This is a genomic window from Phyllobacterium trifolii, assembly GCF_014192095.1.
GTDB classification, from domain to species: Bacteria; Pseudomonadota; Alphaproteobacteria; order Rhizobiales; family Rhizobiaceae; genus Phyllobacterium; species Phyllobacterium trifolii.
The window spans coordinates 1-23,019 of sequence record NZ_JACHXN010000022.1 but is presented as its reverse complement, the minus strand read 5'-3'; the positions used below and the strand labels follow the sequence as shown (position 1 = coordinate 23,019).

The 23,019-nt window shown below is 54.4% G+C and carries 18 protein-coding genes; 11 read left to right on the top strand and 7 right to left on the bottom strand.

The window, feature by feature from the left end:
* Positions 1 to 101 precede the first annotated feature (101 nt).
* Positions 102 to 494, top strand: coding sequence for a UCP034077 family protein (locus tag FHS21_RS24585; RefSeq protein ID WP_112528292.1), 393 nt, complete (start codon positions 102 to 104; stop codon positions 492 to 494).
* A gap of 365 nt (positions 495 to 859) precedes the next feature.
* Here FHS21_RS24585 and FHS21_RS24580 read toward each other — a convergent pair whose 3' ends face one another.
* Positions 860 to 1,273 (bottom strand): DoxX family protein, encoded by a 414-nt coding sequence (locus tag FHS21_RS24580; protein WP_112528290.1) that lies wholly within the window; start codon positions 1,271 to 1,273, stop codon positions 860 to 862.
* A gap of 525 nt (positions 1,274 to 1,798) precedes the next feature.
* Between FHS21_RS24580 and FHS21_RS24575 the strand changes: the two genes are divergently transcribed.
* The 4 genes from FHS21_RS24575 to modC all read left to right on the top strand — a co-directional run bounded on the left by FHS21_RS24575 (position 1,799) and on the right by modC (position 4,785).
* Complete coding sequence (locus tag FHS21_RS24575; protein ID WP_162701882.1) at positions 1,799 to 2,041, top strand: DUF982 domain-containing protein; 243 nt, start codon at positions 1,799 to 1,801, stop codon at positions 2,039 to 2,041.
* A 103-nt stretch (positions 2,042 to 2,144) separates the two neighbouring features.
* A complete protein-coding gene (gene modA, locus FHS21_RS24570) occupies positions 2,145 to 2,939 on the top strand; it encodes a molybdate ABC transporter substrate-binding protein (RefSeq protein ID WP_183664588.1) in 795 nt (264 codons plus the stop codon).
* 74 nt (positions 2,940 to 3,013) lie between these two features.
* Positions 3,014 to 3,715 carry a molybdate ABC transporter permease subunit gene (gene modB, locus FHS21_RS24565; RefSeq protein ID WP_112528284.1) on the top strand — a complete coding sequence of 234 codons (702 nt, stop codon included), beginning with the start codon at positions 3,014 to 3,016 and terminating at the stop codon, positions 3,713 to 3,715.
* Positions 3,712 to 4,785, top strand: coding sequence for a molybdenum ABC transporter ATP-binding protein (gene modC / locus FHS21_RS24560; protein WP_183664586.1), 1,074 nt, complete (start codon positions 3,712 to 3,714; stop codon positions 4,783 to 4,785). Before modB ends, modC begins: the two co-directional genes overlap by 4 nt.
* Here the strand turns inward: modC and FHS21_RS24555 are convergent.
* A complete protein-coding gene (locus FHS21_RS24555) occupies positions 4,757 to 5,170 on the bottom strand; it encodes a winged helix-turn-helix domain-containing protein (protein ID WP_112528280.1) in 414 nt (137 codons plus the stop codon). The two genes, modC and FHS21_RS24555, sit on opposite strands and share 29 nt — an antisense overlap.
* A gap of 186 nt (positions 5,171 to 5,356) precedes the next feature.
* Here FHS21_RS24555 and FHS21_RS24550 point away from each other — a divergent pair, with 186 nt between their 5' ends.
* Complete coding sequence (locus FHS21_RS24550) at positions 5,357 to 5,998, top strand: cysteine hydrolase family protein (RefSeq protein ID WP_112528278.1); 642 nt, start codon at positions 5,357 to 5,359, stop codon at positions 5,996 to 5,998.
* A gap of 872 nt (positions 5,999 to 6,870) precedes the next feature.
* A complete protein-coding gene (locus FHS21_RS24545; protein ID WP_112528276.1) occupies positions 6,871 to 7,134 on the top strand; it encodes a hypothetical protein in 264 nt (87 codons plus the stop codon).
* Positions 7,135 to 7,287: 153 nt separating this feature from the next.
* Here FHS21_RS24545 and FHS21_RS24540 read toward each other — a convergent pair whose 3' ends face one another.
* Complete coding sequence (locus FHS21_RS24540; RefSeq protein WP_112528274.1) at positions 7,288 to 7,665, bottom strand: nuclear transport factor 2 family protein; 378 nt, start codon at positions 7,663 to 7,665, stop codon at positions 7,288 to 7,290.
* Positions 7,666 to 8,191: 526 nt separating this feature from the next.
* Here FHS21_RS24540 and FHS21_RS24535 point away from each other — a divergent pair.
* Both FHS21_RS24535 and FHS21_RS24530 read left to right on the top strand, forming a co-directional pair.
* Positions 8,192 to 8,761, top strand: coding sequence for a histidine phosphatase family protein (locus FHS21_RS24535; protein ID WP_112528272.1), 570 nt, complete (start codon positions 8,192 to 8,194; stop codon positions 8,759 to 8,761).
* 539 nt (positions 8,762 to 9,300) lie between these two features.
* Positions 9,301 to 9,675 (top strand): hypothetical protein, encoded by a 375-nt coding sequence (locus FHS21_RS24530; protein WP_158482232.1) that lies wholly within the window; start codon positions 9,301 to 9,303, stop codon positions 9,673 to 9,675.
* A 51-nt stretch (positions 9,676 to 9,726) separates the two neighbouring features.
* Here FHS21_RS24530 and FHS21_RS24525 read toward each other — a convergent pair whose 3' ends face one another.
* The 4 genes from FHS21_RS24525 to FHS21_RS24510 form a co-directional block, all read right to left on the bottom strand.
* Positions 9,727 to 11,046, bottom strand: a complete 1,320-nt coding sequence (locus FHS21_RS24525; protein ID WP_112528270.1) for a glucoamylase family protein — start codon at positions 11,044 to 11,046, stop codon at positions 9,727 to 9,729.
* Positions 11,047 to 11,051: 5 nt separating this feature from the next.
* The gene (locus FHS21_RS24520) at positions 11,052 to 14,939 is read right to left on the bottom strand and encodes a GH36-type glycosyl hydrolase domain-containing protein (RefSeq protein ID WP_312879929.1); all 3,888 of its coding nucleotides are present in this window, start codon (positions 14,937 to 14,939) and stop codon (positions 11,052 to 11,054) included.
* Between the two features lie 33 nt (positions 14,940 to 14,972).
* A complete protein-coding gene (locus FHS21_RS24515) occupies positions 14,973 to 17,438 on the bottom strand; it encodes a phosphoketolase family protein (protein ID WP_112528266.1) in 2,466 nt (821 codons plus the stop codon).
* Positions 17,439 to 17,708: 270 nt separating this feature from the next.
* The gene (locus tag FHS21_RS24510; RefSeq protein WP_183664584.1) at positions 17,709 to 19,412 is read right to left on the bottom strand and encodes an ABC transporter ATP-binding protein/permease; all 1,704 of its coding nucleotides are present in this window, start codon (positions 19,410 to 19,412) and stop codon (positions 17,709 to 17,711) included.
* A 682-nt stretch (positions 19,413 to 20,094) separates the two neighbouring features.
* Here FHS21_RS24510 and FHS21_RS24505 point away from each other — a divergent pair.
* Together FHS21_RS24505 and fba are read left to right on the top strand one after the other, a co-directional pair.
* Positions 20,095 to 21,267, top strand: a complete 1,173-nt coding sequence (locus FHS21_RS24505) for an acetate/propionate family kinase (protein ID WP_112528262.1) — start codon at positions 20,095 to 20,097, stop codon at positions 21,265 to 21,267.
* A gap of 260 nt (positions 21,268 to 21,527) precedes the next feature.
* A complete protein-coding gene (fba, locus tag FHS21_RS24500; protein ID WP_112528799.1) occupies positions 21,528 to 22,592 on the top strand; it encodes a class II fructose-bisphosphate aldolase in 1,065 nt (354 codons plus the stop codon).
* Positions 22,593 to 23,019 lie beyond the last annotated feature (427 nt).

Genomic DNA, 23,019 nt, shown 5'->3' with positions numbered 1-23,019 from the left:
TATCACAGCAATATAGTGGTAAAATGTGTTGGTTGATCAGGATCATGTTCCGTGCTGCAACTGATCCTGATCTTGTGGCATTGAAGGGCAGGAGTAACGATATGAACGTTTTCAAACCTCTCGCAGTCACTACCGCACTTCTGATTTGTTTTTCTGCTCAATCCAAAGCAGAGCCGCTGAAGACGATGGACGATGTAGGGCGCGCTATTGACACGTGCTGGCAAGCACCGTCCGACACTACGGGCTCCGTAACCTTGAGCTTCAGCTTCAAACGTGATGGAACGCTGATAGGCAAGCCGCGGCCTACGAGCATCGCTATCGACGGAGATGACAAGGTTCGCCAGCAATTCATTGCATCGGCAATCGATGCGCTGAGCAGTTGTACGCCGCTGACTTTTTCGTCGGGACTCGCCGCAGGAATCGCAGGGCAAGTATTCACCATGCCGTTCACTGCGCCGAAAGATTCGTCTGGTCCGATGGTCACCACGCAGTAATGTTCATCTGCTTGGTACACAATGCATGCCAGCGGTATCTGGTACCACCGATCAGGGCGCTTCGCTTACCAATCCGGCATTTGGAGTATGCCCGGCCTTAGCCGTATCCATGAAACTTGTACCCACAAGCCAGCATGCCCCGAGAACCAAGACAAATAGAATCGCAAGGATCAGAAAGTCTCGAGGTTCAAGCTGTCTGTGGTGAGTTCCACGCATTTGATTGCCATCGTGTTGACTGTGCTCGCTAAACCCTAAGTAGATTGACTTAAATTCGTGTTAAAATTGCATGAAGTATATGCGTTGCTATAAAGGGTTGCAGAAACGACTTCTCGCACCGGTTCAAAAGATCTAGTTCTGGTGTTCGGCTAACGAGTGAAGCCAATCAGCGATCGGACACGAACATCGCGCAGATACAAGCCGCCCCAGACCATCAGACCGAGATAGACGCCAAACAACAGATGACTGAAGATGGGGCTGCCGACGCGCAGTTGTGTGGCGATAGCTCCGCCAAGGTAACCAGTCAAAAGGATTGCGCCGAGAACCGAAGTTCGCGGAAACGCGTAAAGCGCAGTGCAGGCGAGGCCGAGGACTCCCAGACCTCGCGCAAGATTGACGCTGTCCGGATATCCCAGTTGAGCATTGGTTTGCATGACAATGTCCAGTGGCACCAATTTGATGATGCCGTCGAAGAGCATGAACAAGATAACGAGGCCGCTGAGAATGCGACCGGCCCAAATCGCTTTGTTCGAGACAGTTGTTGTCTGTGAAGTGAATTCCATAACTCGTCCTCCAATGGTTGAAATTCAAGATTTCACCAAGGACGCGCCGGGTATGATTGTCCCGACAGCTCGGCCCGAATAATTTTTTCCGGCTGCTCGGTTGTATCAATTTTGAAGTTTCAATTTAACAGATTGACAAGGGGCACGCGTTATAACGCCCATATGGAAAAAGCACCGAATTACTATGTCATCGGCCTTGCCAGCATGTTGGTGCTGTGGACATCAATATTGTTGCTGATGCGTACTGCCGGCATCTAATCAAACTGATCAGGCCTCGGTGTCATTGCGGGTTTGCTTGTGGATTGGTTTGGCCGAGCCAGGAACACTTTCGTCCGAGCTATTATCTCCATTTTCCCCGCATATTAGCGATTGAGGCTCCCGTTGGGTCGGATTCGCCGACGATCTTCCGCAAATCGACGCGCACTGCGGCGGGATAGGCGAATCCGCTTGCATTCCTTGCCGGTCGTTTTCAAACACGGTGTTGGAACTCAAATTGAATAATCGCGTTCAATCAATATGACGAGAATGGCTTTTGAACATGTCACCATTACAGATCGTATGCGCCTTATAAGACGTGTGTCATGCGTTGAATCGGCTGCTGAAGTTCTTGCAAAATACTGGCCTAAAAACTGTGGCGAAAAATATGCCGCAGCGCAGCAAGCATGCCTCGAAGCCGGGGCGGGTCAATTGGATCCCGACGAAGTCAGGCGCGCCTTCATTGATGCGGCCAAGGAGGCATCAATTTACGTCAATGAGCGGTCACGCTAATGATCCGTTCTTCATTCAATATATTCCTGAAAATATAACACTAGCTATCCGCGAGGCACCGATATATTTAGGAAAATATTTCGGAGTCTATCGGAGGTTGGATATGGGAATTCATCGTCGTCACTGGATAAAAATGACTGTCGCCGCGCTTGCGGTTGCATGGCTTGGTATAATTCCGCTGGCGGGCTCTGCACAAGCTGCAGAAAAGGTAACCGTTTTCGCAGCGGCTAGTCTCAAGAATGCACTCGACGACATAACAGCCGCGTGGCAGAAGGAATCCAGTAAGGAAGCTGCAATCTCCTACGCAGCGAGTTCGGCTCTGGCAAAGCAGATCGAATCCGGTGCGCCCGCCGATATTTTCATCTCGGCTGATCTCGACTGGATGGACTATGTTGCAAAGAAAAATTTGATCAAGGCCGACACGCGCAAAAATCTATTGGGTAATCGCATCGTTCTAGTGGCATCGAAAGACAAGGCAGAGCCCGTCGAAATCAAGAAGGGTTTTGATCTCGCCAAACTTTTGGGCGAGGGGCGTCTCGCTATGGGTGCCGTGGATTCGGTTCCGGCAGGCAAATATGGCAAGGCCGCTCTTGAATCCCTTGGTGTGTGGTCGTCAGTGGAAGGCAAGGTTGCCGGCGCGGAGAGCGTGCGCGCTGCATTGTTGCTGGTGTCGCGTGGCGAAGCACCCTACGGCATCGTCTATCAGACCGATGCGGCCGCTGATAAAGAAGTCAAGATCGTAGGTACGTTTCCCGAAGACAGCCATCCTCCGATCATTTATCCGGTCGCAATTCTGAGCGACAGCAAGAATGCTGATGCGGTGTCGCTGTTTGATTACATCAAATCAGAAAAAGCTGTGCCATTCTTTGAGAAGCAGGGATTTACCGTACTCAAGTAAAATCCCGCTGGTACCCGCTTCTAGCACTGCGGGAGCCTCGCAAGAGCACACGACAGGGCAGGGGGCTGACATTTTTGGACTGGTTCACACTGAGCAATGAAGAATGGACAGCAGTTCACCTTACTCTTCGAATTGCGTTCGTCGCGATGCTCGCCAGCCTCCCTCTCGGCATTCTCGTCGGTCTGTTGCTCGCGCGAGGACAATTCTGGGGCAAATCCATCCTCAATGGCCTCGTCCATCTTCCGTTGATTCTTCCTCCCGTCGTCACCGGCTTTATTCTTCTCATACTCTTTGGTCGACGTGGCCCGATCGGAGCCTTTCTGGCCGAACATTTTGGTATTGTACTATCGTTCCGCTGGACGGGCGCAGCATTGGCCTGCGGGGTGATGGGTTTCCCATTGATGGTTCGCAGCATCCGGCTATCCATAGAAGCAGTTGACCGCAAGCTTGAAGATGCCGCCGGTACGCTTGGTGCAAGTCCGCTATGGGTATTCGCGACGGTCACTTTGCCGCTCATCCTGCCAGGCATCATCGCCGGCATGATTCTTTCGTTTGCCAAGGCAATGGGCGAATTTGGTGCGACGATAACGTTCGTTTCCAATATCCCGGGGGAAACACAGACACTTTCAGCTGCAATCTACACTTTCACACAGGTGCCGGGCGGTGACGCAGGTGCCTTCCGCCTGACCATCATATCAGTCATCATCTCCATGGCCGCTTTGATGGCTTCCGAATTCATGGGCTACCTTGTCGGACGCAGGGTAGACATCGAATGACCCTGACTTTTGAAGCAAAACATACGCTTGGAAAATTCGTACTTGACGCCGCCTTCACGTCCCACCGCGGCGTCACGGCGTTGTTTGGACGTTCAGGTTCGGGAAAAACATCGATCATCCGCATCATCGCGGGCCTTTCAAGGCCTGACCAGGGCAGGGTCGTTTTTGACGGCGACGTACTGGTTGATACGAGGAAGGGAATATTTGTTCCCAAACACAAGCGCTGTTTTGGATATGTGTTTCAGGAAGGGCGGCTCTTTCCCCATCTGACAGTTCAGCAGAATCTCAACTACGGCCGCTGGTTTACTCCGACATCACGACGCTCGGACGATTTGTCGAAGATTGTCGACCTTCTTGGTATAGGCGCTATTTTGGACAGGCGTCCGGGCAAACTGTCAGGCGGAGAAAAGCAGCGCGTCGCGATCGGCCGTGCCTTGTTGTCGTCGCCACGTATGCTCCTTATGGACGAACCGCTAGCGGCGCTCGACGATACAAGGAAGATCGAAATCCTTCCCTATCTTGAAGCTCTGCGCGATGAAATGAATATCCCGATCATTTATGTGAGCCACTCGGTGTCAGAAGTGGCACGTCTTGCCGATCGTGTCATTGTTATGAGCGAAGGCAAGGTGGCAATGGTCGGCACCGCAGCTGATGTTTTGAGCCAAACCTCAATTTCAATCGCAACCGATCGCCGCGAAGCAGGTTCATTGGTGGAGGGGAAGGTCGTAAATTACGATCCAAAGCACAAGCTGACGACCATCGGGTTCCGAACATCCAAAATTTATGTTTCAGGAACGGAGGTTGCTGTAGGAAAGCGCGTTCGCGTCCACATCCTTGCCAAGGATGTGATGCTTTCGACGATTCGACCTGAACAGCTAAGTGCGCTCAATATTCTCGAAGGGACCGTAAGCGCGATCACCTTCGAGTCGGGTACAGCAGATGTTCAAGTCGATTGTCAGGGAACGATAATCTTGTCACGCATTACTGAGTTATCCTGCGGAAGGCTTGGTCTGCGGCCGGGCATGCTGGTCTTTGCGATTATCAAGACCGTCGCGTTGGAGCCTCACTGATATCGGCGTCGGATGCCGAGGACACGTTGTGGCTGCGATTGGCGTCGAGCCAAGCAATATCTGACGCAACTGCAGTTTCGATTTTCTCTTCCATGGTACGAAAACGGCTGAGCAATTTCTCGCCGAATTCGGTGACCACAGCGCCGCCGCCTTGTTTGCCGCCGCGCTGAGAATCCACCACCGGCTGGGAGAACATGGCGTTCATCGCACTGACGAGAAGCCAGGCGCGGCGGTACGACATATCCATGGCGCGGCCAGCGGCTGAAATAGAGCCCGTTTCGCGAATGTGCTCGAGCAACTGCATCTTTCCACGACCGATTTTCTCATTGTCCGGAAAATCGATACGCAAAACTGTTTTCAAATTTTTACTTGAAGATCGACCCATCGTCGTGACCGCACCGTTAGACTGTCGCATTTATCTATAGCAATGCGCACAGTGATGTACACGGCCATCTCGACTTTGTGCCTTCTCTTGGTGGCCGGTTGTAATTTCTGCACGCGATGATGATAACGTAGATTCTTGATTTGCCGAAAAAACAAGTTGCCCAAGGTCAGCCAAGGAGAAGACTCGATGCAGAATTTTCGCGGCCTCATCGTTCCCGAGAACCTCGCTGAAGCAGCGTCACCCAAGACAACAGCTCTCCTCGTCTACGACATGCAGATTGGCATATTGCGCCAATTGAAGGATGGCCCACGGGTCTTGGAACGCGTGCTGCAGGTTCTGAAAGTTGCCCGTTCGGAAGGGATACGCATATTCTTCATGCGCCACATGTCCATGCCGAAGCGGATGGCTGGCGTTTTCCAGGTCCGGCAAATGATGGCTTGGCAACGTAAAACATCGGCGGACGACGTGGAACCATGGTTTCTGCGCGATAGCCCAGGCTTCGCGCTTGCCCCGGAACTCGAAGTTAGCGATGACGAAGTGATTTTTGACAAAATCACATTCTCGGCCTTTGAGGGTACGCCTCTGGCAATTGCCATGCGTGATTGTGCGTTGAAGAGTTTTGTTGTCTGTGGTGTTGCCACTGAAATTGGGATTGAACCCACCGTAGGCCATGGTGCAGATCTTGGACTTATTCCGATCGTGGTGACCGATGCTTGTGGCGGTGGTGACGCGGAAGCGGCCGACCGCGCGATGGAAGGCATGAGGTACAAGGGCGATGCAATGTTTTGCACGATTGAGGAATTGTCGACAGTCTGGGCTAGTAGCTAAGCTGTGGAACGGTGGTGGGGGTGTTTCCCATATGCAAAACCACAAGCGGTTTTGATAAAAGAGACTGAGCGATATCGAACTCTCGATATCGCTCAGTGATGTGTCGGGCCCCTATTGCGCGGGGAAACGACTTATCCGGTGCTCAACTGCACCCGGAAGTATTGCCGCAGTAATATATCTAGGTGACCGTATTAGGCCTTTAAAATCAATTATTTAATAGTTGGCATGATGCCTCGGAATATGCCGACTTTCGCAATTGTTCCGCTTGCCACCGTCAGGTTGATTCGCTCGAAAAAATGCGAATGGAACATCTGCAACGCCCATCGGGAGCGGTTTTCCACAACTTTCTTTGCGGTAAAATAATACCGCGGGAATTCTTTACGAAGGATTCGTTTTCCTTTTTTCTTGCACGCAGCGAAATCTTGGCGAATTCAGTAAGCTATTGAAATTCAACCAGTTTCCGGCCATACACATTGGCATCGACTTTTTGCGAACGCTTTTTGTGGCTGTTTTTTGGCCCAATTGAAATCACCAAAATTCCGGTTCAGCGTGTGTGCGTGCAGATGCGCGCAGCGACAGGAATGAGCTGAAAGAAGGAGCGAGGAAATGTTTCAGTCGAGTGTCAAACGCAAATACGAGATAAGCAGCGCCGGAAATGGTCCCGTCATATCACATACAAACGAGATATCTGGAGGCAAAAACAATTCCTCGATTGTACCCCAACTCACCCGACCAATGTCTTTTGGTACAATTAGTGAAGAACCACAAAACTCTGCCTCCTTACAAAATTTGCTATCCGAAATGATACCAAGGATTGGAACATAGAGCCCGAAAAATATCCTGACGGCCTGTCCCTGTGGCTTTCTGTTCGGATGGCTGATGGGACCGCGTGGACCCTCGACATCTGGTTGGTTGACAAGCCGGAAAGGCAGCCAGACCTCGTTCACCTGAAAACCTTGCTACCACGCCTGTCCGATGCGGATCGCGGCACAATCCTGCAGATCAAACACGTACTAGCTACTGAGGATGAGGGCGCGACCAAAATACCTAGTGCCCTGGTCTATGAGGCCGTGATGGACCATGGAGTACGCACGTCTGACGAATTCGAGAATTGGTACCGTGACCATCATTCTTAATGCAGTGACTCGATCAGTGGTGTCTGGTGTTGGCGCAAAGCCGCCGTTCACCACTGTGCTCTCTAGATCGATATCTGAAAGTCAGTTCTTTCAGTCTTGAAGAATTGGAGGAGCAACAGCTAGGATCGTTCAGCCGCCCTCGCGTGGACATCTTCACTCCACCATTTTCCAATAAGAGTCTTTGCGGGCTACCTTGCCGTCCCGAAATGTGTAGAAGTCACAACCCCGGACTTCCTTTCTCGTTCCATCGGGGGTGGTGCCGGTAAGGGTCCATTTTGAGATGCCAGTCTCGGTATCCGTATCCGTATCGACAAAATGCTGGTCGTTGCCGTAATGAACATCGGGTAGACCCTCAAAGCGTGTTGCCAGCGCTTCGCGTACGTTCTGTTTGCCCTGGAAACGAGAACCCCAAGGATCGTTTCCCCGCGGCATCTCCAATACACAATCATCCGAAAAGAACGTCATGATGCGATCAAGATCGTGCGCGTTGAAGGCCTCACATAGCTCCTTCAGTGTCGATCGAATATCCATCGCCGCGTCTCCATTAAGTCGGGGTCGCTGGCGATAGAACCACAGTGGCCCAGGGAATTCCATTCGCTCATGTTCATTATGAGAGCTTCATGAGAGCTTCGCCTGTCTGCAGCTCAAACCAGCTCCAGTGAACTAACGTGGTCAGAATGAAGTCACAGAGGAAAGCAGCAGCGTCATGCCGTGTTCTTCGCGTGCCCGACGGGATTTGCGATATCATCGACCAAGTCGTCTTCTCACGACCTGGACCATCGACGCCTCGGTTGAGGATGGTGACGGATGCTGAAACACGCCCGAGACCTGGCTGAACTGGTGCCTCTCGGTAAAGCAGGTTAATGTTGTGGGTGAAGGCGACAAGTCGGCATCGGTGCCGTCCGGCGGATGAAATGATCCACTGCACTACGTTGTAACTTGTTCTTTGAAATGGAGTACATCGCTCCGTACGGCGACCACACACCCGAAATCACCAACGGCTTGGAAGCGCTGCAATCGACGGAGGCTTACAACGACTAAGCTAGGAGGGCGGGACGTGAAAGTATTCGTGATTAGACATGGCGAGACCGAGTGGAGTCTGAGCGGGCAACACACGGGCACAACAGATGTCCCCTTGACTGACAACGGACGACGACAGGCAGAACGGATGCGGTCAATGTTGGCTAGGCGGACGTTTTCGCTCATCCTCGTGAGCCCGCTACAGCGCGCGCGGGAGACTTGTGGCCTGGCGGGCCTCGGAGAAGGTGCCATCATCGACCCAAGCTTGATGGAGTGGAACTACGGCGAATACGAGGGGCTAACGCCCCAGCAAATCCGGGCAAAGCGACCGGACTGGTTGATATTCCGGGATGGATGCCCGGGCGGAGAGACACCGAGGCAGGTGGCTACGCGTGTGGATCAAGTTGTAGCCAGGGCGAGGGCTGCGGCCGGGGACGTTGCCCTATTCGCGCATGGGCATGTCTTGCGCGTGCTTGGGGCGCGATGGATTGGGCTGCCGCCGCGTGCCGGACAGCATTTTCTCCTGAATACGGGCACATTGAGCGTTCTCGCCTACTACCACGAGATACCAGCAGTGAGGATCTGGAACGGACATATCGCTGACTAGCCACCCAAAGAGCTGTCGGCCGCGATCACCGTGACAGTGTTGCTTTCCAAGTCGGTTCCATGAATACCGATGATAGGGTGTTCGGGGTTGCAACATGAACCGATGCCAAACGCTTTCTGGACAGGCTGCGTGAACGGTTGCAGGAGTATGCTTTGCAGCTCCATCCTGAAGACCTGCCTGTTTGAGGTCGGACGTGTCGTACAGCAGTTAATCGTGAGAATGCGGCCGTACACGCTCAACTGCTTTGCCAAGAGTCTCGTCAAGATTTCTATCTGGATTAGTAAGATTTCTGAATAGGAGACGCCTGATCGACTGCATCTTCAGCAACGGACAACGGTCAATAGTCGGTATCGCTTCTCAAACCGCATGGCTCAGCAAAGGATTCTCAAATAAACTGCTCTCAAATTAAGTGTGAAGCCGACTCATTTGAATCACTGACTCGGCATTCTTATGATTAACTGCAGCGCGACAAACTTGTCGGGTAACTCCGTCAGGGTTATACTAAACCTTTGAAGAGCGTCGGGCACAGGATTCAACAAATGGAACACTCAGAATCTAGGCGGGATCTTTGCGTAGAGGTGCGCGGACTGGTTTCCTTCAGGTATGTTTTGGCTCTTGCGTTATCTCTATTGTCTGCGATTTTTAGCTCACAAGCACACGCCAAGGATATATCCTTCGCTGCTTTTCCCTTCTTGGTAAATTGTGAGGTTAGCGGCGTACATCACGCTTACTATTTATCCAAAATTGGAGCAGACGGAGTTGCCATTTATATTTCACCCGATAACCTGGCCGGTAGAGTGACAATAAACGGTGCTGCCGAACCGGCTATGGGCGGAGAAGGGCCGGGAAGCTGCTCGGGAAAGACACTTGAGGAATTGCGGTCGGCGGGCCAGGCATTTTATCTGCAGCGCTGATCCTTCTTGGCCTGCAACAACGTCTCCTGTTTGCACGTCATCGAGGGCGGTTTATAGCCACCCTCCTGAGAATCCTGCCCGGCGCAATCCAGTAACGACCGGCTTGCATCGACGCATGATGTTCCAGAGCAGGCCGCTGCGGTAATTTTCGATCATCAAGACCACTGGCCCCTGGTCGATGCCAAAGTGATGGGGACTTACCCACCATCCCGTTGGGTTGTCGTTGACCGCATAAGTCGGGTTGAATGACGGTTTGAAACCGTAGAGCCGTTTCATGCCAATGTTCATGCGGCCAAAATTACGGATGGTCGGAACGACGATCTCTGGCGCAAACGGCAGTGATGCCACAACGACCCACGGCGCGACCGTGCCATCATCCGGGCCGAAAGGAGCGCCGCGGGCGTTGTAGTCGAAGAACTCCCGGTCGACCCCGTCTATCGTGCTAGTGCCCCAGCCGGGCCCGTCACAGGCGGTAAATCCCCAACAATGCTCTCCATAGCCGGCATATTGCATCGGATTGTGAATCGCATACTGCTGCTGGACAAAGGTTGCATGCCGACTATTTTTGAAATAGTCGCTATCATGTTCGCGCATAAACTCGTCCTGAATGCTGCGAAAGTCTATCCACATATGGGATAGCTGATGCGTGAACAGAGGCCCGGAATAAAGCAGCTCCCGGCCATAGATATTTCTCCATTGGTAGGTGTCAGTGTATGCCGCAAAGCTTTCGGGCGGCAATGGATACGTTGGTGAGCCGAGGCCTATGATGTAAAGCAGCAGGCCCTCGTCGTATCCCCGCCACCGATGGGGAATGAAACCGCTTTCCGGACGCCAACCGTGCGTCAACGTTGCGCGGCCGTTTCGGGCCCAGTTCCAGTCGGCACGCTCATAAAGGTCCATTGCGAGCTGACGGATTTCCGCCTCATCGGGGGTGTCACGATCAAAATAGGTGGCGACAGTCAAAGCTCCCGCGAACAAAAAGGCCGAGTCGATCGTCGACAACTCGCACTGCCACACACGGCGTCCTGTCTCCATATCAAGAAAATGATAGAAAAAGCCTTTGTAACCGGATGAGTCTGGTTCTGGTCCTTGCGGACATGACATCAGGTAACGCAGTCGCTTGCGGGTGATCTTTGCGGCGTATTCGCGTATTATTATGCCCCGTTCGACAACGACCGGAATGGTCGCCAGTGCCATGCCGATGGCGGCGATACTTGCCGGCGTGTTCGGTTCCGTTTTGTCCCGAACCAGGCCGTTGTCCGGATTTGTGCAGTGAAGGTAATAGAGCAGGGTGGTGAACTGCAGCCGGCCGAGGTCACTGACCATCGGCAGGCGATCGAGATCAACATCGGTAGAGGGTAACTCGATCATGACCGCTAACCGATCGTAACTTGGACGTCGTGCGTGTGATTATCTTCAACAAGCGGGACCCTTTTGTTTGTGACGGGTTTGCCATCCAACCTCACCGACCGGACGCCTCGGCCGATCCCTTTGGCATTGTCGAAATGGATGCGGTAGGTAGCCGAACCATGCTTATATGTGATCTCATAGGTGGGCCAACTCGTGGGAACGCAGGGCTCAAACCGCAAAAATCTACCTTCCCGGCGCAGACCGAGGATTGCCTCCATGGCAACCCGATAAAGCCAGCTGGCAGAGCCGGTATACCACGACCACCCGCCTCGGCCTGTGTGGGGAGGAGCGCCATATATGTCTGCACAGACGACATATGGCTCTACCTTGTAGCGCTGAACCAGATCTCTCGTCGTTCCGTGGCAAATCGGATTGATGAAGTTCCAAAGGGTCAAGGCTAAATCACCGTCACCCTGTAATGCGGTGGCCCAGACGACCCAGGTTGCCGCGTGCGTATATTGCCCGCCATTCTCACGAATGCCCGGAACATAGCCCTTGATGTAGCCTGGCTGGAGCACCCCTTTATCAAAAGGGGGATCGAAGAGTTTGATTAACTTGTCCTCTTTGAGAACGAGCCGGTCGTGGACCGCCCTCAACCCCTGCGCCGCGCGTTCAGCATCGGCCGCGCCCGAAATGACAGCCCACGCTTGCGGGAGGGCATCGATCTGGCATTCATCATTCATGGCCGAACCAAGCGGCGTGCCATCGTCAAAATATGCCCGGCGATACCATGCACCATCCCAGGCGTTAGACTCGAGGGCTACGCGCAATGCCTCGGCTCGATCACGACACCACTTGGCACGGTACTTGTCCCCACGAGACTTCGAGATTGTCGCGAACGATCTCAAGACCGACAAAAAGAACCATCCGTTCCAGACGCTTTCCCCTTTGCCTTCAGCACCGACTTTGTTCATGCCGTCGTTCCAGTCCCCGGTTCCCATCAGGGGGAGCTGATGGCTCCCAAGTCGATAACCGTGCTTCAGCGCCCGGACGCAGTGTTCGTAGAGCGTGCCCGTTTGCTCACTGATGGCTGGTGTGTTGAAGTCTTCCTCCTGGTCGTCTCTAAGCACCGCTGATTTGAGGAAGGGTACGACCTCATCAAGCAGCTCAACATCGCCGGTCGTCGAGATGTAGTGGTGAACAGCATAGGGAAGGAAATAGAGGTCGTCGGTGATCCGGGTACGCACTCCGACTCCGGATGGGGGGTGCCACCAGTGCTGAACGTCGCCCTGTTCAAATTGGCGTGCTGCCGAGCGCAGGATTTGTGAGCGGCTTTCACCTGGTGCGCTATGGATCAGTGCCATCACATCCTGAAGCTGGTCGCGAAAACCGTATGCCCCACCGGACTGATAGTTTGATGTGCGGGCCCATACCCGGCACGCGAGTACCTGGTACAACAACCATCTATTCATCATCAAATTCATGGCGAGATCCGGCGTCGTGATTTGTACCTTGTCCAGAACGTCGTCCCAATCCCGGGATACCGCTGACAGGCTCTCGCCCGCACGATCCGGGTTGGCGTATTCACGCACAAGTCTCCGGACTTCATCCAGGCTTTTGGCTTGCCCGAGTACAAAGATAACCTCTCTGGTTTCGTCCGCGGGTAAGACGATATCCACTTTTAGAGCGGCACACGGATCGACCGATGGACCAAAGCGTTCCGCCAGATCAGCTCGTTGCAAGGCGGCAGGACGAGATACGGAACCGTATTTGCCAAGAAACTCCGTGCGATCTGATGTCATTGACCCCGCCACTGGACCGGTGGCCGCGAAGGCGATCCTTCCAGCGAAATCGCCTGACCAAGGATTTGTCGCGATGATAGCACCTGAATCGACATCGTGGTCGCACGCCACTTGCATTGCAGCCTTTTCGCGTTGCGTTCCCAGCACCCATTCGACGTAATAGGTTGCCGTTAAGTGCCGGCTTCGGGTGTCCTCGTTCCAGAGTTTCAGGCGGATGATCTTGAGGCTGTCCTGGGGCGGGACGAAAACCGTCATCTCCTGTTTTAGATGTCGGCTCTGACTGGCGTAGCGCGTATAACCCTGACCGTGATGGACGGTGACCACAGCATGATGTCCGATGGGCAGAGGGGTCGGTGTCCAAACTTCTCCTGTTTCCTCATCTCGCAGGTAAACGACTTCTCCCGGCTGATCCGAAACCGGGTCGTTCGTCCACGGTGTAAGCCGGTTCATCTGACAATTGCCCGACCACGAATAGCCAAGGCCGGATTCGGTCGTCAGGCAGCCGAAGCTGGGGTTCGCGAGGACGTTTGTCCACGGCGCCGGCGGTAAGGTCGTGGATCCCGATTTGAACCTCCCTACCGTTATAACATACTCGCGCCCACCATCGGAAAAGCCCCCGAATTCGTTCCAATAATGCAAATTTTCTGGCGCGACGGGGGACGGCTCTGTCGTATCGTCACTCATTCGAGCGGCGAACTCCCCTGGAGGTAACGAAGCAGGGGAAGATACTCTAGGGAACTGGTCGGCAAGAGACCCGCCGTTGCCCATTAGAACGAGGCGCGCCGCAGCGGTAATTGTCGCCAGGTCGTTCCCTGCGGTACCGCTGCCGGAGACAACGAAAATCCCTCCAGACTTGCCGGTCATTTCCGTTTGCAGCGGCGAGAAAAAAGTCTGCTCCAGTTCCCTGGTACCATCGCCCTCATCAAACAGGACGAGGTCGAATAACAAGCCTCTGCGCCGGCAGAAGTCGTGGGCCGTCATCACTTGGCGAATGAGAGCTTCGTCTCGTTTTGCATCGACACTCGCCAACGCGATCGGCAAGTCGCCGGAGATGCCTTGAGCCCAGAGCACGTTGGGGTCAAATCGTGCTTGTGGATGCGCCACCTCCTGTCGCTTAGTGGGATTACCAACCGCCATATATCCGGCCAATAAGTTGGACACCGAAACGTCGCCGGGTGTGAGCCTGAATTCATCGAGCTCACGCTTGTATCTCTCCAATGATCCGCAGAACGCTTGCTCGACCGCACCGAACTTTGAGTATTGCTCGGCGATTGCCTGGATGGCCGACTGATTGTCCGCGGCTCCCGTCACAAAGGCGACGTGCGCTTCCGCACCTGGACCAACACGGACTGTCCGTCGCAGGCTGACGATCGGATCGAGGACAGGGCCGGTCGTCCCGGAAAGCGATGTCCGGGCGTCAAATATTGCAGGATTGGCGGCCGTGCGTCCTCGTCCAAGGAATCGGAGGCGGTCAGTCTCGTATTCGAGCTCCTGGTGGGTTTGCTGGCCTGATGACGATACATGGATTGCCCAAGTCGGTTTGTCGTTCACATCGCGGGGCCTGCGGCGTGCAAATAAAGCGCCCGTCTTGCGGTCGTATGTCGTTTCGACAAATAGTTTGGTGAACGCGGGATGTGCCTGGTCTGCACGACGATTGTTGAGGCAGACTTCAGCATAGCTTGTCAATTCAAGGATTCGCTCTTTCGCGCCGTGATTGATCATCGTCAGCAAGCGAACCTCGGCGTCGGCATCTCCAGTGACACAGACTTTCCAGAAAGTCTCGATGTCGCCGGAATGGCAGCGGAATTCCGCCCTGTCTCCGTGAAAGGCGTGTTCCCGGACCACTCCTGGCTCATCGATCGGTTGCCTTCCGATGGACCACAGCCTGTTGTCGGCCAGATCCCTGACGTAGCAAAACTGTCCCCAGCAATCGCGCGTGAAGTCCGCTTGCCACCGCGTAACGTCAATGCCCTGCCAGCTTCCGTAGCCTGCGCCCGCTGCAGTAACGAAGACACTATAACGGCCGTTGGATAGCAAGACGACGTCGGAATTCGTTTCCGCCAGATCCGGAATTGCATCGTGTCGTACCGTCTCAGGCTCGCTCGCTGGCACAGGAACCTCCATTTGGCTGGTTTGCGGCTTAGCTCAGGCGTTATCCCCTTCTGTCGAGGTTCTGGCCGACTTTTTGTCCCCGCCTTTCAAGCCCCATTTCCAGCCGCTTATTGCTGGCATATCGTCGCCGAATGTCTCAATATACTGCCTGTGTTCGACCAGCTTCTGGTGAATTGCCTGTTTGAAATAGGCAGCGCGCGCACCCAATTGCGGGAGCCTGTCAATAACGTCTTCGACCAGGTGGAAGCGGTCGATTTCGTTCAGGACCGCCATATCGAACGGCGTCGTCGTGGTGCCTTCTTCCTTGTAGCCGCGAACGTGCAGATTACCATGGTTCGTCCGGCGGTAGGTGAGGCGGTGGATGAGCCATGGATAGCCGTGGAAGGCGAAGATGATTGGCTTATCCTTGGTGAACAGCGCATCAAAGTCAGGATCCGACAATCCATGCGGATGCTCCTTCGTCGGCTGGAGCTTCATGAGGTTCACGACGTTGATGACGCGGACTTTCAATTCCGGAATGTGCTCCCGGATCAGCTCAACTGCGGCCAGGGTCTCGAGCGTTGGTACATCGCCGCAACAAGCCATCACCACGTCGGGCTCACCGCCCTTGTCGTTGCTTGCCCATTCCCAGATACCGACGCCCGCATCGCAGTGCTTGACCGCTTGATCCATTGTCAGCCACTGCGGTGCAGGCTGTTTGCCGGCCACCACGACGTTGACATAGTTGCGGCTGCGCAAGCAGTGATCGGTGACCGATAGAAGTGTATTGGCGTCCGGCGGCAGATATATGCGAATGACCTCTGCCTTTTTGTTGGCCACATGATCGAGGAATCCTGGATCCTGGTGGCTGAAACCATTGTGGTCCTGCCGCCAGACGTGGGAACTCAAAAAGTAGTTGAGCGAGGCGATTGGTCGCCGCCAGGGGATATGGTTGCACACTTTCAGCCACTTGGCATGCTGGTTGAACATTGAATCGATGATGTGAATGAAGGCTTCATAACAGGAGAAAAACCCATGCCGGCCGGTCAGCAGATAGCCTTCCAGCCAGCCCTGACATTGATGCTCGCTGAGCACTTCCATCACCCGGCCATCCGGTGACAGATGATCATCAGTGGGATAAATCTCTGCCATATAGCAACGATCGGTGACCTCAAGAACATCCTGCCACCGATTTGAATTGTTTTCGTCGGGACTGAACAGGCGGAAGTTTTTACTGCCTAAGTTCATCTTCATGACATCGCGGAGAAACTTGCCCATCACCCGCGCGGACTCCGTTATGGTTGCACCTGGGCTGAGCACCGATACTGCATAATCGCGGAAGTCGGGCATCTTCAGGTCGCGCAGCACTAAACCGCCGTTCGCATGCGGGTTGTCGCTCATGCGACGATGCCCGGTAGGCGCGAGCGCCGCCAATTCGGGCTTGAACCGGCCGTCATCTTCGAAGAATTCCTCGGGCCTATAACTTTTCATCCATTCCTGAAGAATGCTGATGTGTTCTGCCTTGTCCATGTCGCCCATCGGCACCTGATGCGCGCGCCAATAGTCTTCGCACTTCTTGCCATCTATCTCGGGCGGGCAGGTCCACCCCTTTGGCGTGCGGAAAACAATCATCGGCCAGGCTGGACGCTTCAAGTTGCCCTTGGTGCGGGCATCCGTCCAAATTCTCTTGATGTCCTTTACGGCCGCATCCAGTGCACCGGCCAATTGCTGGTGCACATTCTTAGGATCATCGCCTTCGACAAAATATGGCGCGTAACCCATTCCCTCGAAGAATTTCTGCAGTTCGTCCCTGGGAATGCGGGCAAGGAAGCACGGGTTGGCGATCTTGTAGCCGTTCAGATGCAGGATCGGCAACACGCATCCGTCGCGCGCAGGGTTCAGGAATTTGTTGCTATGCCAGCCCGTTGCGAGCGGACCTGTCTCCGCCTCGCCATCGCCGACAACACACGCAACAATCAAGTCCGGGTTGTCGAACGCCGCCCCGTAGGCGTGGCTGAGGGCGTAGCCTAATTCGCCGCCCTCGTGCATGCTGCCAGGTGTTTCCGGGGCTACGTGGCTGGGGATGCCGCCGGGGAAGCTGAACTGCTTGAACAGCCTCCTCATGCCTTCAGTGTCCTGGCTGATATTGGGATAGAACTCGCTGTAGGTCCCTTCGAGATAAGCGTGTGCAACAAGCGAAGGTCCGCCGTGTCCGGGTCCAATAACATAGATCATGTCGAGATCATCGCGTTTGATCACGCGATTGAGGTGGACGTAGAGCATGTTCAAACCTGGCGACGTGCCCCAGTGTCCGAGCAGCCGTGGTTTGATGTGCTCGCGCTTTAATGGCTCTTTCAGGAGCGGATTGTCGAGAAGATAGATCTGGCCTACCGACAAGTAATTCGAGGCGCGCCAATAAGCATCCATTGAGTTCAGTTCTTGGGCAGAGAGTGGATTTTTATCCGCTGAACTTGGTTCACTCGAGACCCGAGCACGACTTGCAGTTGTAAGCGAAACCATTGTTGCCTCCCGTTGAGGACCCGGACGGGGTCCCGTGGCTCAATATCGATCTGCGCTTTTGTTTTATGTGAAACGTTCCGGAAACTTGCCCGGCAATCAATTTTGGCTGCGCTTTCGCTAATAGCGTTGAAGCGCTTTACCGCGCACGCGTCATCCGACGTACACAAATCCTCGTGCACTTGGCAGCTATGAACTATACACGACTTAAACGGCTTCGTCGCGCTCGATATGTATTTTATATTTCAGTGACTGAAGCAGCTCTGCAGTCTCTCACAATATGGGTTCGTGTTCAGGCGGGTTGGTTGTCCAGGTCCATTCGCCGTTCTGGCTGCAGGTCAAGATCGCGTCGTACAGACCCTCAGGCCCGCGAGCTGCCCCGCTGTTGAGATAGGTGATTGAATGCTCGGAAAGGGTGTGAAGGATTTTGCGGAATTCGTCGGCCCCGAGCGTTGTGTCGAGCCGGTCAAGGAAGACAAACCGAGGCCTCGCGAGAATAATACCGATCAAGGCCAACAGCTGTTGCTCGCGCAGCGAAAGTACCGCGTCCCAGTCGCTTTCTTTGTCTAACCCGCCTGTTTGGCCGACATCGAGATTGAATTCATGTAAAAGATGCAGAATTCGGTCATCCGAAATGTCGGCAGACTTATCCGGAGGTACGAGTGTCTGCCGCAATGTACCTGGCATCAGATAGGGCTGCTGTGGGAGAAACAGGATGCCGCCAGCGCCAGGGCGGATGATGCGGCCGCTGCCTGTGGTCGGAATACCCGCCATCGCCTTGAACAAAGCCACGCTCCCTGCTTGATTTGGCCCTGTGATCAGTACCCGGGTTCCTAACCCGATAGATACCGACAAATCCCGTATGAGCGGTTTGCCGTCTGTCGAAGACAGCAAGAACAGATGCTCGAGACCAAGACAGTTTTCGTCTTCGTCAACCTGGATGGCCAATGGCGAGCCGGGTGCATGCGACTGTTCGATAGCCTGAAGAAGGGAGCTAAGGCGGGAGACCACTGCCGCGAAGGTAGAGATTGACTGGAACTGCGTGACGATCAACGAAAACGCACCCACAAGCAACGCGAAGGCTGCGGCCGACTGGGTAATGACGCCAAATTCGGCATCGCCTCTGATGAAAGCGGGAGCGACAATCAGGGCAGGGATGATCTGGATCAGCCAATTGTAACCCGTCGTAAAGAAACCGACGTTCCGATTGATGGCCGTGACCTGGCGAAAGTTGGCGATCGCCTCGTCCAGGCGCTGCAGTAGACGTGCATTCTGCTGCTCCTCACAACGCGCCACCATGACTGCTTCAGCTCTCTCTCTAACGTGAATAAGACCGGAGCGGAAACCGGCCTCCTTGTCGAGTTGATCATAGTTCAGCTTGATGAGAGGGCGGCCGAGAGCAATCGTTACATAGGAGCCGCAGGCGGCATAGAACATCGCCACGACAAACAGCAAAGGACTGATCGACCACAGCACTCCCGAAAAGGCCAGGATTGTGAGCGCGCTGTTGAATACCATAAGGATAAATGAGAGCGTGGTGATTGTGAAGGCACGCACGTCATCAGCAATCCGCTGATCGGGATGCGTGAGTGTCCCCGAATAACCCAAGTGAAAATAGGTTGCATCGGCCAGGTAAAGTTTGACTGCCCGCCGGGTGAGGAACTCCCTCCAAAGCAGCGCCAAACGCTCTTCAGTGAATCGCGCAAAGACGGCAACGACGGTGGAGGCCGCGAAGACCCCAATGTAGAAGATCGCTTGCTGGATAAATTCCGCCGATTTTCGGTCCGCAATAGCAGTCATAAAATTCCTGCCAACGTAGCTGTTAACGACATTCAGTGCGTTAATTCCGCACAAGAGAAGGACCAAGCCGACAAGCAGCCATCTCGCTTTTATACCGGCCTCGGAGGTCATAAAGATCTTGACCGCGCGTACAAAGCGAACTGCTGTTGTCTTGAGGGGAGTTTCCTGTTTATCCATGACGTCCCTCGGCATTTTGATTGAATTGAGTTGCACACCGCTCATCCGGCGGTGAGGACGCGGCGGGACGGACGAGAAGGCCGATAGCCTCGTACTTGCCCACCAAATTCTCTGGACCAGGGCGCGCTGGCGCTCCGATGGGATGCTTACCCTGGGAAGCGGGTCGATTCAGTATGCTGGCGATCAGACTCACCTTGCAAGATACCCGACTTCTGTGCGGGCCGGCTCCGTATCCTAATGACCACCGGACCGCGCACCCTCATCCCACCATAGTTAGGTTCGCGACCAGCAACGACGGTTTCGAAACCGATCGGTGCCGAGTTTTATCAAAGGCTCGCAAAGGTCCGACGTTCTTGGCGGATCGAAACTATTCAACAGAGTTCGATTTTATCTTTTTTTCCTGACCATGACCACAACGGCAACATGGAATCTATCGTTGTCGGAACGGGGAACGGCGCGCGTTCGTTTTCGACTATCTCACGGGAAGCGCAATGCCTAACCTGTTTGGATCAGGCAGGTCGCGACGCAAGGTTCGCGCTCACGATGAAAGCCATATCTAAGACACGGTGGCGCTGCCTATTGGTTGCGTCATGTGCTAAGAAAGGTCCGTTGCGGCCAAGAAATTTGCATGGTGTTTGCCGAGCTGCGTCTCCGGACTGCGCCGACAGAAGAGGAGTGATCAATGGACACGATTCTCGTCGTCAATGCTGGCTCGTCTAGCCTGAAATTCGAGGTGTTCGCCGTCGGAACCGCCTTGGTGAAGCTGGTTAAGGGCCAAGTGGAGGGCCTTGGAACCGCGCCTCACTTTACGGTCAAGAACGCAGACGGCGAGGAGGTCGTGGACAGGAGCTACACATCCGGGGATGTTCCAGACCTCGCCGCGGCCATGCATCATGTCGGAACGTGGTTACGGGAACGACATGAGGGTCAGCTTGTCGCGATTGGTCATCGGGTCGTCCATGGCGGGCCGGACTACGCACGTCCAGTACGCGTCGATCAACACGTCCTCGATGATCTTGAGCGATATGTACCGCTTGCGCCGCTTCACCAGCCCAACAACCTCGCCCCCATCCGGACATTGCTGGAGCGCCAGCCAGGCCTCCCGCAGATTGCCTGCTTTGACACGGCGTTTCATTGCGGGCACGATCCTGTAACGGATCATTATGCAATACCTGCGCATTTTTTTGCGGAGGGAGTACGGCGATACGGCTTCCACGGGTTATCTTATGAATATGTGGCAGGTCGTCTTAGGGAGATTGCACCGGATGTTGCCCAGGGACGCGTGATCGTTGCGCATCTTGGCAGTGGGGCTTCGATGTGTGCTTTAAGGGACGGGCATAGCCTGGAGTGCACGTTCGGATTTACGGCCCTTGATGGGTTGCCTATGGGGACGCGATGCGGGCAGATCGATCCTGGCGTTCTGCTCTATCTTATCGACCAGGGCAGTATGACCTCGTCAGAACTGCAGGACATGCTCTACAATGAGTCTGGGCTTAAAGGATTGTCCGGCATCAGCAATGATGTGCGCGATCTTCTGGCAAGCGACGACGCCCGCGCCGCGTTGGCGCTCGACCATTTCGTCCATCGGATCAGTCTCAATGCAGGTGCGCTTGCTGCAGCGCTGGGTGGTCTTGAGGCGTTCGTGTTCACCGCTGGAATCGGCGAGAACTCGCCAATCATGCGCGAGCGGATCGCAAACAAGCTTAATTGGCTGGGGGCGCAGTTGGATCCTGCGCGCAACGAAGCCGGGGAAATCCTTGTCTCAACAGCCGATAGCCGGATCGCACTCTATGTAGTGCCTACGGACGAAGAATTAATGATCGCCCAGCATACCCTTGGTATGGTTTCTGTATAGAAACAAGACCGGTGGTCGCCCAATTCCATGACACCGCTATTTCACACTAGCAGAACGTCATCGAATTCTTTGCCGAAATGGGCTATTTTGTACTTAGGCGAGCGAGCCACACCACGCTGAAGGACAATTGGGCCGATCCGCGATGCAGCGTGATCGCCTTCCTTTTTATGCAGGCCAATGGCAATGCGTCGGACGGGTGGGCTCGCGACCCATCCGGAAAAACCTGTTCTCTAACGCAACCGTATCGAATGGAGGACCTGATGGCACGCATCACACTCAGACAATTGCTCGACCACGCAGCCGAGAAAGGCTACGGCGTACCTGCCTTCAATATGAGCAACATGGAGCAGGCGCTTGCAATAATGGAGGCGGCGCACGCAGTGGACGCTCCTGTCATCCTGCAAATCTCGCGTGGTGCTCGAGCTTATGCCAACGATATTATGTTGAAGCACATGATGGACGCAGTGACGGAAATCTACCCCCGAATTCCGGTCTGCGTCCATCTTGATCACGGTAATGAGCCCGGCACCTGCATGACCGCCATCCAGTCGGGGTTCACCTCGGTGATGATGGATGGCTCCATCATGGCTGATGGCAAGACTCCGGGTAGCTGGGAATACAACGTCGGGGTCACGAAAACGGTGGTTGATATGGCGCATCTTGGAGGCATATCGGTCGAAGGCGAACTTGGCGTTCTGGGCTCTCTAGAGACTGGAATGGGCGAAAAAGAGGATGGTCATGGTGCCGAAGGGCCACTTAGCCACGATCAACTGCTTACCGATCCGGATGAGGCGGTGAAATTCGTCGCAGAAACGAAAGTCGACGCGCTGGCTGTTGCTATGGGTACGTCACATGGAGCCTACAAGTTTAGCCGAAAACCTGATGGCAGGGTGCTGGCAATGAATGTGATCGAAGAAATTCACCGCAAGCTGCCGAATACGCACCTCGTGATGCACGGTTCATCTTCAGTGCCAAAGGAACTACAAGAGATCATCAACAAATACGGCGGCGAGATGAAACCGACTTGGGGAGTGCCTGTGGAGGAAATCCTACGGGGCATTGGGAATGGCGTGCGCAAGATCAACATCGATACCGATTGCCGTATGGCAATGACCGGGCAAATACGCAAAGTTCTGACGGAGGATCGCAGCGAATTCGACCCTCGCAAATATCTTAGGCCCGCGATGGGTGCGCTAACCAAGCTCTGTCGTCAACGTTTCGAGGAATTCGGAGCGTCTGGCAATGCTACTGCGATCCAGGTGCTGCCTGTTTCCGAGATGGCGAAACGTTATCAGTCTGGGAATCTGGATCCCATATTCAGTTGAAGGATGCGGGGTAGACGCGTGGGCGCAACTCACTTTCACGGCGATGGCGGGATCAATCAATTCCAATCGGCGCGTTTTTAGGTGGGCCTTCGCATAGGAGCGGGGTAGTCGGGAAAGACATCCATCTGCGTCAGCCGATTGGTCAGATGTTGATCGGCAGGAACAGCTGGCGCATGTCCTCGTGGGTGGTGGTGGCCTTGTAAAGATTGCACATGACTTGATGATAACGCTCACTGTAGTGTTATCAAGATAGTATCCATCCGGAAGCTTGGGGGCACTTGGAGGACTCAACCACTATCGTCCGATCAGCATTCTATGTGCGGGCTGACTGCGCGGCGATCCATTTGGCGGTGACCTGCTGGATAACGGAGATGAAGAGGGCCGTGGTGACCCCGAACATCATCAGACCGTTGGCTGCCTGAAGCGG